The sequence below is a fragment of the Pseudomonas danubii genome (assembly GCF_042980055.1).
Classification (GTDB): Bacteria; Pseudomonadota; Gammaproteobacteria; order Pseudomonadales; family Pseudomonadaceae; genus Aquipseudomonas; species Aquipseudomonas danubii.
In genome coordinates this window covers 2,956,067-2,968,668 of record NZ_CP116502.1, presented here as the reverse complement: position 1 = coordinate 2,968,668, position 12,602 = coordinate 2,956,067, and the positions used below count along the sequence as shown (strand labels likewise).

Genomic DNA, 12,602 nt, shown 5'->3' with positions numbered 1-12,602 from the left:
AATCGCCGATTTCCCTGGATGCAGACTGGCCGAAAAGTCGGCGTGGTTCACCGACAAATGCGTTAGCGGACTTGTCCGCACTTGCCGTCGGGCCTGCAGGGCATCACAAAACGCGCGAGTATACCCGAGCCCTTCCCGGCAGAGGGCGCCGACAATGGACCGCTGGTAACCTTTAGAACCGCTCAAATCTGCCCCGTGGCTGGCTTGAGCGCTCAAGAAAGCCTAGAATTCAGCATCGTTTATTCCCCAAGGTAGCCGTCAATGTCCTTCGCTGAGCAACTAACCCGCCTGCAAGTCTTCCTCGACGCAGATGATCTGCACGACGAGGCGCTGGACTACGTGGCCGCTCACGGCTACCTGACCGCGCTGTCGATCTGCTCGGAAAGCGTTCCCGACCGTGAATGGATCGACGCCTTGTTCGCCGAGGAGCCGCATTACAGCGACGATGCCGAGCGCGAAGCCATCGAATCCACGCTGCTGGCCCTCAAGGCGCACATCGCGCGCCAACTGGCTTCCGATGAAGAGTTCGAGCTGCCTTGCGAACTCGATCTGGGCGACGACCCGGACGACTCCGACCTGCGCGGCTGGTGCATCGGTTTCATGGAAGGCGTGTTCCTGCGTGAAGCAGCCTGGTTCGAAACCGCAGAGGAAGAAGTCAGCGAGATGCTGCTGCCGATCATGGTGGGTTCCGGCCTGTTCGACGAGCAGCCGGAATTCTCCGACATCGCCAGCGATGCCAACCTGATGGACGACATGATCGTGCAGATCCCCGAAGCACTTACCGCGCTGTACCTGCTGTGCAACGCACCCGACGAAAAACCGGCGCTGCTCAAGCCTCGCCACCACTGAGTCGGCGCCTATGGCCAAGCCCATAGGCCAACGCCCCCTGGTATTGCGTTACGTTCTGCTGGCCATCGGCTGGCTGAGCGTAGCGCTGGGGGTACTCGGCATCTTCCTTCCGGTATTGCCCACCACCCCTTTTCTACTGCTGGCGGCCGCCTGTTTCGCCCGTAGCTCTCCACGCTTCTACCAATGGCTGGTGCAACACCCGCGCCTGGGTCCGTGGATCCGCGACTACCTGGATGGCAATGGCATTCCGCTCAAGGGCAAGGTGTATGCGATCGGCCTGATGTGGCTGAGCATTGGGCTCTCGTGCTACCTGGTGCCACTGCCCTGGGCACGAGGTTTCATGCTGACCAGCGCGGTGCTGGTCAGCATTTACATCCTGCGCCAGAAAACCTTGCGGCGCCCTTGAGCAGCCCCAGCAGCCGCTGCCTGGGCAGCGGCCTCAAGGACCGTGACAACCATCAGACGGTATCCACCTTCAACGAGTGATCGTTGAGCATGCCGTTGATGATGGTGGCCGTGTCCGCCCCTCCGGCAATCACCCCGCCCGCCCCTGGCGTGACTCCGTAATGGCTGGCCAGGTCGACCCCCGCCAAGTCAATGGTCTGGGTCGGCGTCGCCCCTGCCACCGCGCTGACATCGATGCTGGTGACCAGGGTTGCGCCACTGCCAGTGACCTTGAAGTGCAGGTAGTCATCCAGGGAAGCGGAAGTCGCATTCTCTCCCTGTAACAACTGCGACAGGTCCAGCTTGTCGGTGCCCGGCGTAAAGTCGGTCACCACATCGTGCCCATTGTTGCCCTGCAGCCACTGGAAGGTATCGCTGCCGCCGCCTCCGGTCAGGGTGTTGTTGCCCATCCCGCCGATCAGCAGGTCATCGCCACCACCGCCATTGAGCACATCGTTCCCCAGCCCGCCGGTAATGACGTTGGCGTTGCCATCGCCGGTCAAGGTGTCGTTGTAGTTGGAGCCCACCAGGTTCTCGATGCCGGTCAGGGTGTCAGTGCCCGCGCCCAGGGTGTTCTGCGCCCCCGCCAGGCCGAGGTTGACCGTCACCGCCGCCGTGGCATGGGCGTAACTGGCGGTATCGATACCCGCACCGCCATCCAGCAGATCGTTGCCCGGCCCGCTGAACAGCAGGTCATTGCCGCTGCCACCATTCAGGGTGTTGTTGCCCGAGCCTGCGGTGAGCACATCGTTGCCATCGCCGCCATTGAGGATGTTGTTACCACTGCCCGCCACCAGCACATCGTCACCGGAAGTGCCGGTCAGGGTGTTGCCATCCTGATAGGAGATGCTCACCGCCGCCACATCGCTGCCACCGTGACCATCGCTGGCGGTGTAGGTGCCGTGGTAATCCGGGGTGACGTCCTGCGCCCCGGAGTAATTCACGGTCATGGTCAGCTGATAGTTTTCCGCTGCCGTGGTGTTGCTGCCGCTGGTGTTGGTGATGTTGACGATATGGATCTGGTAAGGCCCATCCGCCGCCGCCGTGAAGGTGCCGCCATCAGCGATCGCCGTATAGGCTCCACCGTTAAAGGCGTATTCCATGGAGACGCGGCCGGCGGCCAGATTGTGATTCAGATTCAGGGTTTCCCCCTGTTTGAGATTGACGGTGATCACGTCCTCATCGTTGGCATTGGCGTTAGTGACGGCTCCCAGGTAACCGCTGACCAGCACCACCGCGGTCATGGTCGCGGCGTTGGCATTGAACGAGGCGCGATCGATGGTAATGGCCTGGTTGGCGGCATTGTTGCCATTCCCGGCAAAGCCGATGGTCTGCTGACTCGCCGCCGTGAACGCCGCGCCCTTGGCCGCCCAGCCGGTGTTGAAAGTGGTGGGCGCCGCATTCAGAGGATCACCATTGACGTCACTGTCGTTGGCCAGCAGTGCATCCTCGGGAATCGCCACACTGCTGGACAATACGTTGGTGATGATGTGGTCATCCCCGGCGACCGGAGACGCATTGGGATTGACCTTGACCACCAGAGTCGAGCTCGCCAGGTCACCGTCGTTGTCGCTCACCGTATAGCCAAAGGTTTCGGTGATTACGGCGTTTGTGACCTTTTGCGAGCTGTAGCTGAAGTCCCCGGTATCGAGGTTCACCACCAGGGTACCGCCATTGCTGGTGGCAATGCTGATGCTGTTGTTGACGGTATTGAAGGTACCGTTGTTGGTGGTGCCGCTGAAGGTCAGCGAGCCCTGGTTGCTGTTGCCTTTGGGGTCGTAGGTGTAGGTTCCGCCATCCACCACGATCGACTTGATGAACCCGCCGTCGGCACCAAAGCTGCCGCCATCCCCCAGCAAGCTGCCGGTGACCGGAGAGCCTTGCACCGTACCGGCCAGCACCGAATTGAGCTGGTTCAGGTCGGTGACCACCACCGCATTGGTGTTGACGTGAGTACTGCCGTCATAGGCCAGTGGATCGAGGTTGCCATTGCTGACCCCGCTGCCCAGGCCGATCGCATAGTTCTTGATGCCATTGGCATCGAGGAAGGCTCTCCAGGCCGTCTCGTCTGCGGTGCCGATTTCCTGACCCGAGGTCGGTGCGCCGTCGGAGAAGAAGTAGCCGACATTCTGCGCGCCACTGAGCTGGCCACTGGTGACAAAGGCCAGCTTCGCCGCCGCCACCGCCGCGTCGTAGTTGGTCCCGCCTCCTGCCACCAGCGTGGCGACAATTGCCTTGGCCGTGGCCACGTCTACCCAAACCGGAGTCTGGGCGGTAGCGGAGCTGCTGAAAGTGACGAGCTGGACTTTGACATCGCCCATGTTGTCGTACTTGTCGAGCAAGGCGCTGATGGCCTGCTTGGCCAGGCCCAGCCGCGTCAGCCCGGAAACACCTGAAGGATCAGCCATGCTGCCCGACACGTCGATCACCAGCAGCAGGTTGGAGTCCACCTCCACCGCCGTGACCGAACGCTCGCTGGCCACTGCCTTGGGCACATCATCGACAATGCTCACCAGGATGCTGCCGGTGGTGCTGTTGCCCAGGGCATCGGTGGCCTTGTAGGTGAAGCTCTCACTCAAGGTATTGGCGCCATCGTTGGCGTTGGGGGTGGTTTTCGGCGCCGAGGTCAGGGTGTAGGTGTAGGTGCCATTGGGGTTGAGCAGAATCTGCCCGTAGCTGCCCGTGGCACTGCCCACCAGACTGAAGGTGATAGCTCCAGAGCCGCCGGTGACCGAGCCCACCAAGGTACCGCTGGCGGTTTCCGCGGTGGAGCCCGGATCGCTACCAGCCACGGTGCCAGCAGCCAGGTCCTGACCATCCTTATTCAGGTCCAGGGCCTTTTCATAGACAGTGACGTCCTGATCGGTCACTGCCTTGAGGCCGCTGTCAGTGACATTGATGGTCAGGGTGGTGGTGCTCTCATCACCATCTCTGTCGCGGATGGTGTAGGTGAAGACATCACTGGCCCCGGGCGGGCTCACCGAGTTCGGATTGCTGTGGTACACCGCGTTGCCGGCGGCATCCAGGGTCAGGGTGCCGTAGGTGCCGGCAATGCTGCTGCCCAGCCCGCCGATGGCCGAGGTGGCGGTATTGCTGCCGGCGCGCACGCCGACCACCGCGCCACCAACGGCTGCACCATCGGCGCCCAGCACATCATTGCCCAGCACACTGACATTGATGGTGGCGCCTTCCGTGCCGCTGGCCGTATCCGCCACGGCGCCGGGCAGGTCATCGACGATGTTGACGTCTATCACCCCGGACGCGGTACTGCCGTCGCCATCGGTGGCCACCACATTGAATTGTTCAGCAATGCTATTGGCACCCAGCGCCGTTGGATGGGCCTCGTTATCCAGCAAGGTGTAGCTGTAGCTGATGACTCCGGTGCCGGCGTTGTAGCCAGTGATGGTCAGGGTGTTGCCCAAGGCGGTGGTGACGCTTTGCGGGAAGCCCGCAGCCACACCGCCGCTGACCACATTGATGCCGCCCACGGTCAGGGTTTGCAGGCCGTCCAGCGCGGTCACGGTAAACGTGCCGCTCTGGGTCAACGCAGGGGTATCCGGGCTGCTGCCATCGCTGAGGTTTTTCTCATAGACCGTCAACTCGCCACCGTTGACGTTAAGGCCGTTCAAGGTCACCGGATCGTCGTTGTTATGAATCTGCAGCACCAGGTTCGCTGTGCTGGGGTCGCCATCGGAGTCAGTGACGGTATAGGCGAAGGTCTCTGTGCCGTTGCCATTGCCGCGCAGGGCTTTGAAGTCGGCATCCGCAGTGTTCAACGTGTAGGTGTAGGAACCGTTGGCATTGAGCACCAGGGTGCCGTAGGTGCCAGTAAAGGTTCCGGCTGTCACCGGCCCGCTGGGCACTCGGTCTGCCCCTTGAGTGTCGTTGGTCAACACGTTGCCCGTCAGGGTCAGTTGGCTCTCCGAGGCAGTGGTCGGATTGCTGTCGTTGACCGCAGTCGGCAGGTCGTCCACCACGTTCACATCCAGGGTCCCGGTGGCACTGCTGCCATCCACATCCGTAGCCACCACATTGAACTGTTCGCTGAGGCCGTTGGCACCGTTGGCGCTCGGGTGGGCCTCGTTGTCCAGCAAGGTGTAGCTGTAGCTGATGACTCCGGTACCGGCGTTGTAGCCAGTGATCGTCAGGGTGTTGCCCAAGGCGGTGGTGACGCTTTGCGGGAAGCCCGCAGCCACACCGCCGCTGACCACATTGATGCCGCCCACGGTCAGGGTTTGCAGGCCGTCCAGCGCGGTCACGGTAAACGTGCCGCTCTGGGTCAACGCAGGGGTATCCGGGCTGCTGCCATCGCTGAGGTTTTTCTCATAGACCGTCAACTCGCCACCGTTGACGTTAAGGCCGTTCAAGGTCACCGGATCGTCGTTGTTATGAATCTGCAGCACCAGGTTCGCTGTGCTGGGGTCGCCATCGGAGTCAGTGACGGTATAGGCGAAGGTCTCTGTGCCGTTGCCATTGCCGCGCAGGGCTTTGAAGTCGGCATCCGCAGTGTTCAACGTGTAGGTGTAGGAACCGTTGGCATTGAGCACCAGGGTGCCGTAGGTGCCAGTAAAGGTTCCGGCTGTCACCGGCCCGCTGGGCACTCGGTCTGCCCCTTGAGTGTCGTTGGTCAACACGTTGCCCGTCAGGGTCAGTTGGCTCTCCGAGGCAGTGGTCGGATTGCTGTCGTTGACCGCAGTCGGCAGGTCGTCCACCACGTTCACATCCAGGGTCCCGGTGGCACTGCTGCCATCCACATCCGTAGCCACCACATTGAACTGTTCGCTGAGGCCGTTGGCACCGTTGGCGCTCGGGTGGGCCTCGTTGTCCAGCAAGGTGTAGCTGTAGCTGATGACTCCGGTACCGGCGTTGTAGCCAGTGATCGTCAGGGTGTTGCCCAAGGCGGTGGTGACGCTTTGCGGGAAGCCCGCAGCCACACCGCCGCTGACCACATTGATGCCGCCCACGGTCAGGGTTTGCAGGCCGTCCAGCGCGGTCACGGTAAACGTGCCGCTCTGGGTCAACGCAGGGGTATCCGGGCTGCTGCCATCGCTGAGGTTTTTCTCATAGACCGTCAACTCGCCACCGTTGACGTTAAGGCCGTTCAAGGTCACCGGGTCATCGTTGTTATGGATCTGCAGCACCAGGTTCGCTGTGCTGGGGTCGCCATCGGAGTCGGTGACGGTATAGGCGAAGGTTTCTGTGCCGTTGCCATTGCCGCGCAGGGCTTTGAAGTCGGCATCCGCAGTATTCAGCGTGTAGGTGTAGGAACCGTTGGCATTGAGCACCAGGGTGCCGTAGGTGCCCGTAAAGGTTCCGGCTGTCACCGGCCCGCTGGGCACTCGGTCTGCCCCTTGAGTGTCGTTGGTTAGCACGTTGCCCGTCAGGGTCAGCTGGCTCTCCGAGGCAGTAGTCGGATTGCTGTCATTGACCGCAGTCGGCAGGTCGTCCACCACGTTCACATCCAGAGTTCCGGTGGCACTGCTGCCATCCACATCCGTAGCCACCACATTGAACTGTTCGCTGAGGCCGTTGGCACCGTTGGCGCTCGGGTGGGCCTCGTTGTCCAGCAAGGTGTAGCTGTAGCTGATGACTCCGGTACCGGCGTTGTAGCCAGTGATCGTCAGGGTGTTGCCCAAGGCGGTGGTGACGCTTTGCGGGAAGCCCGCAGCCACACCGCCGCTGACCACATTGATGCCGCCCACGGTCAGGGTTTGCAGGCCGTCCAGCGCGGTCACGGTAAACGTGCCGCTCTGGGTCAACGCAGGGGTATCCGGGCTGCTGCCATCGCTGAGGTTTTTCTCATAGACCGTCAACTCGCCACCGTTGACGTTAAGGCCGTTCAAGGTCACCGGGTCATCGTTGTTATGGATCTGCAGCACCAGGTTCGCTGTGCTGGGGTCGCCATCGGAGTCGGTGACGGTATAGGCGAAGGTTTCTGTGCCGTTGCCATTGCCGCGCAGGGCTTTGAAGTCGGCATCCGCAGTATTCAGCGTGTAGGTGTAGGAACCGTTGGCATTGAGCACCAGGGTGCCGTAGGTGCCCGTAAAGGTTCCGGCTGTCACCGGCCCGCTGGGCACTCGGTCTGCCCCTTGAGTGTCGTTGGTTAGCACGTTGCCCGTCAGGGTCAGCTGGCTCTCCGAGGCAGTAGTCGGATTGCTGTCATTGACCGCAGTCGGCAGGTCGTCCACCACGTTCACATCCAGAGTTCCGGTGGCACTGCTGCCATCCACATCCGTAGCCACCACATTGAACTGTTCGCTGAGGCCGTTGGCACCGTTGGCGCTCGGGTGGGCCTCGTTGTCCAGCAAGGTGTAGCTGTAGCTGATGACTCCGGTACCGGCGTTGTAGCCAGTGATCGTCAGGGTGTTGCCCAAGGCGGTGGTGACGCTTTGCGGGAAGCCCGCAGCCACACCGCCGCTGACCACATTGATGCCGCCCACAGTCAGGGTTTGCAGGCCGTCCAGCGCGGTCACGGTAAACGTGCCGCTCTGAGTCAACGCAGGGGTATCCGGGCTGCTGCCGTCGCTGAGGTTTTTCTCATAGACCGTCAACTCGCCACCGTTGACGTTAAGGCCGTTCAAGGTCACCGGATCGTCGTTGTTATGGATCTGCAGCACCAGGTTCGCTGTGCTCGGGTCGCCATCGGAGTCAGTGACGGTGTAAGCGAAGGTTTCTGTGCCGTTGCCATTGCCGCGCAGGGCTTTGAAGTCGGCATCCGCAGTGTTCAACGTGTAGGTGTAGGAACCGTTGGCATTGAGCACCAGGGTGCCGTAGGTGCCCGTAAAGGTTCCGGCTGTCACCGGCCCGCTGGGCACTCGGTCTGCCCCTTGAGTGTCGTTGGTTAGCACGTTGCCCGTCAGGGTCAGCTGGCTCTCCGAGGCAGTAGTCGGATTGCTGTCGTTGACAGCAGTCGGCAGGTCATCCACCACGTTGACGTCCAGAGAGCCGCTGGCGGTGCTGCCGTCCACATCAGTGGCCAGCACACTGAAATGCTCGCTGAGGCTATTGACGCCATTGGCCGTCGGATGGGCATCGTTGCCATTGAGGGTATAGCTGTAGCTGACTACCCCGGTGCCTGCGTCATAACCGGTGACGGTCAAGGTGTTGCCCAGGCCGGTGGCGATGGATTGCGGAAAACCCGCCACCACCCCGCCGCTGATCACGCTGATGCCGCCCACGTTCAGGCTCTGCAGACCATCAAGGGCCGTTACAGTAAAAGTGCCGCTCTGGGTCAACGCCGGAGTATCCGGGCCGCTGCCAGTGGTCAGGTTCTTCTCGTAAACAGTGAGTTCGCCACCATTGACCTCCAGGCCGTTCAAGGTCAACGGGTCGTCATTGTTGTGCACCTGCAGCACCAGATTGGCCATACTGGGGTCGCCATCGGCGTCGGTCAGGGTGTAGGTGAAGGTGTCGGTAGCATTGCCGCCCCCGCCCAGCGCGAGGAACGCAGGGTCGGTGGGATGCAAGGTATAGGTGTACGAACCATCCGCTGCCAGCACCAGGGTGCCGTAGGTTCCGGTGAAGGTGCCGGCCGTGATCGGCCCGGAAGCGACCCGGTCGGCGCCCTGTACGTCGTTGCCCAGCACATTGCCAGTCAGGCTCAACAGGCTTTCCGAAGCGGTCCCGGGATTGCTGTCGTTGACCGCCGTGGGCAGGTCGTCCACCACGTTCACATCCAGTGAGGCGCTGGCACTGCTGCCATCCACGTCAGTGGCCACTACATTGAACTGCTCGCCAAGGCTATTGGCGCCATTGGCGTTCGGATGGGCATCGTTGCCATTGAGGGTGTAGCTGTAGCTGACCTCGCCGCTGGCCAGGTTGAAACCGGTGATGGTCAGGGTATTGCCCAGGCCAGTGGTGACGCTTTGCGGAAAGCCCGCCGGTACGCCGCCGCTGACCACGGTGATACCGCCGACAGTCAAGGTTTGCAGGCCGTCCAGGGCGGTCACCGTGAAGGTGCCGCTCTGGGTCAGGGCCGGGGTATCCGGGCCGCTGCCGGTGGTCAGGTTCTTCTCATAGACAGTGAGCTCGCCTCCCTCGACCTCCAAGCCTCGCAGCAGCACCGGATCGTCATTGTTGTTCACCTGCAGCACCAGGTTGGCGGTGCTGGCGTCGCCATCGGAATCAGTCAGGGTATAGGCGAAGGTTTCAGTGCCGCTGCCGCCGCCCTTGAGCGCCAGGAAGGCCGGATCGCTGGTGTTCACGCTATAGGTGTAACTACCGTCCGCCGCCAGCACCAGGGTGCCGAAGGTGCCATTGAAGGTGCCGGCGGTAACAGGTCCGGCCGCCACCCGATCAGCGCCCTGCACATCATTGGTCAGCACATTGCCGCTCAGGGTCAGTTGGCTTTCCGAGGCGGTGCCTGCGTTGTTGTCATTGACTGCCGTCGGCACATCGTCGGTGATATTGACGTCAAGGGTGTTGCTGGCCGAGTCGCCATTGCTGTCGATGGCAACCACGCTGAACTGCTCGCTCAGACTGTTGGTGCCATCCGCCGCGGAGTGCAGATCATTGCCATTGAGGGTGTAGCTGTAGCTGACCACCCCGGTGGCCGCGTTGAAGCCGGTGATGGTCAGGGTATTGCCCAGGCCGGTGGCGATGGATTGTGGAAAAGCCGCCGCCACGCCGCCGCTGACCACATTGATGCCACCGACATTCAGACTGAACAGCCCATCCGGGGCCGAGACTGTGAAAGTGCCACTCTGGGTCAGGGCCGCCGAGTTGCTTGCCGAGCCCTGCTCCAGGTTGGCTTCATTGACCGTGAGTTCACCGCCCTCCACCGCAAGCCCACTCAGGCTCACCGGGTTGTTGGGGGTTGCACCATTGATCGGAAGCAGGCCGTCGATGCGCTCAGGGACAAATTCGGGGATGCCATTGAAGCCCGCAGTCGGAAAGCCGATCACTGGCTCGACCCGGCCCCCGACTTCTTCCAGCAGAACAAAGCTGTGACCGCCGCCCTCGGCACCCGGCGCGCCACCGGTACCGGTGGGGCCCGCCGCAGTGGCTTCCGCGGTTTGGGTTGGGTCATCACCGGCGGCAATGGCTTGTTGCAGTTGTTCGACATCGCTCAGTTGCGCATCGCTGGGTGCCAGCACTTGCGGGGTATCGACCTGAGTGGCCTGCTGGTCAAGCAACTGCGCCGTCAGTTGCTGGCTGCTGTCACGGCCCAGGGTCAGATCCTGGCCATTTTGCAGATGCACTGCCACCGCACCTTCGGCTCCAGTGACCAACTGCTCACCGACAAACAGCCGGTCCCCTTCCACCAGGAGACGACGGGCGCCATCCGCGCCTACCGCGTAAACCTGCCCGATCACCTTGGTCACAATGCCGATTAACGTTGCCATGTGCACTCCTCCGATACCGAGAACAATCGGCATCCGCTTGCTAGCGGCAGCGCAGACAGCGTTAACCCGTGGTTGAACAGACCCTGTGTCTGGCCGCTCCGCCCCCATGGCGAAGCGCGCCAGTCTTGATGTCCCGCCCTCCCTTGCTACCAGTCGGACGGCTGATACCGCAGGGCGCCGGACAAAACAGCCTCATCCGTGCCTTCGGATCGCTCACCAACTACATTGTGCGAAACAGGTCAAAAGGCGAAATCGCCAAAAAAATGCCGCCATATCCTGTTCCGTACCTTCTTCCTTGTAACCACTTCCCCGCCCTGAACTACCTGAAATTTGAACGTCCCCAGAAATTTCAGAAAATGCCTCAACGCCTGAAAATTCCGGGCCTGCGATTGGAACAATGTCTTGCTTTGACAAACATGCATAAGTTTTTTTTGGCATAAAACTTATGAATTTTTTTTCTTAGCTATCCTTCTGGATGTTCTTAGCTCTGTTGTAAACAAGATGAGACGGTTAAGTCTCAATTTTTTAGTCATATTTTTGACGAAAACACTGTTTCACTGGATCAGGGAGAGACACCCATGCGCGTTTTCACCCCCCTCAGCGGTGCAATTCTTTTGGCCTCAATCTGCGTCAGCCCGGCTCAGGCCATGTCTTTGACTGAAGCGATCCAGAGCACTCTGGACAACCACCCTGAACTTCGCGCCAGCCAGAACAACCGGCTGTCTGCCGACGAGGATGTGAAGGTGGCCAAGGGTGGCTTCTATCCCAGCCTGGACCTCAATGCCGGCTATGGCCGCGGCTACAGCGACAACAGCACCACCCGCGGCTACGGGGTGGCACGCGGCACCGGCAACCACAACACCGAGACCCTGAATTACACCCAGTCGGAACTGCGCCTGCGGCAGATGCTCTTCGACGGCTTCAACACGGCCAATGAAGTGGGCCGCACCCAGTCGGTGGTCAACTCCCGGGCCTACTTCACCCGCGGCACCGCCGAAAGCCTCGCCCTGCGCACCATCGAGGTGTACCTGGAGGTGCTCAAGCGCCGTGAACTCTTGACCCTGGCCAAGAACAACCTGCAGGCCCACCTGCGGGTCAACGACCAGATCGGCCTGCGCAGCCAGCAAGGCGTGGGCAGTACCGCCGACCTCGACCAGTCCAAGGCCCGGCGTGCCCTGGCGGAGAACAACTACGACACCGCTCAGGTCGACCTGGCCGATGCCGAGGCCAACTTCTACAGCGCAGTCGGACGCTTGCCCGACGAGCTGGAAAGCCTGCCGTCGATCCGCGGCGAAATCCCGCAGAACCTCAACGACGCCAAGCAGAGCATGCTGCTGAACAACCCCTACCTGAAGTCCGCCCAGGCTGACATCCAGGCGGCGGAGAGTCAGTACGAAGTGGCCAAGTCGCCCTTCTATCCACGCTTCGACGCCGAGGCCGCAGTCAACGCCAACGACAATGTGCAGGGCGACCTGGGCCACGACAACGAATGGCGGGTCGGGGTGATCATGAACTACAACCTGTTCCGCGGCGGCAGTGACAAGGCCCGCCTGCAGTCCAACGCGCACAAGATCAACCAGGCCATGGACATCCGCAACAACGCCCTGCGCATGCTCAACGAAAACATCACCCTGGCCTGGAACGCCATGCTCAACGCCAAGAAACAGACCCCCACCGCCCGGGAATATGCGGAAACCACCACCCGAGTGCGGGCCGCTTATCAGGACCAGTTCGGCCTCGGCCAACGCACCCTGCTCGACGTTCTGGACAGTGAAAACGAGCTGTACAACGCCAACCGCCGCTACACCGAAGTGCGCTACACCGAAGAGTTCTCCATGTACCGGGTACTGGCCAACATGGGCGAACTGCTGAGCAAGGAAAAAGTCGTGGTACCGGCCGAAGCCATCGCCCAAAGCGAAGTGAAAAGCGAGGCGCGCCTGCCGGAAATGAAGTAGTCCCGTGGAG

Annotated in this window: 4 protein-coding genes; 3 read left to right on the top strand and 1 reads right to left on the bottom strand. The window is 61.5% G+C overall.

Annotated features, from left to right (window positions below):
* Window positions 1-261 precede the first annotated feature (261 nt).
* Window positions 262-849 (top strand): YecA family protein, encoded by a 588-nt coding sequence (locus PFZ56_RS13740; RefSeq protein ID WP_102864084.1) that lies wholly within the window; start codon window positions 262-264, stop codon window positions 847-849.
* A gap of 10 nt (window positions 850-859) precedes the next feature.
* Window positions 860-1,255, top strand: a complete 396-nt coding sequence (locus PFZ56_RS13735) for a YbaN family protein (protein ID WP_102864085.1) — start codon at window positions 860-862, stop codon at window positions 1,253-1,255.
* 52 nt (window positions 1,256-1,307) lie between these two features.
* Here PFZ56_RS13735 and PFZ56_RS13730 read toward each other — a convergent pair whose 3' ends face one another.
* Entirely contained in the window at window positions 1,308-10,637 is a 9,330-nt protein-coding gene (locus tag PFZ56_RS13730) for a retention module-containing protein (protein ID WP_394304639.1), read from the bottom strand.
* A gap of 578 nt (window positions 10,638-11,215) precedes the next feature.
* On the opposite strand from PFZ56_RS13730, the gene PFZ56_RS13725 reads away from it, so the two are divergent.
* Window positions 11,216-12,592: a TolC family outer membrane protein gene (locus tag PFZ56_RS13725; RefSeq protein ID WP_102861704.1), complete on the top strand. Its 1,377-nt coding sequence runs from the start codon at window positions 11,216-11,218 to the stop codon at window positions 12,590-12,592.
* Window positions 12,593-12,602 lie beyond the last annotated feature (10 nt).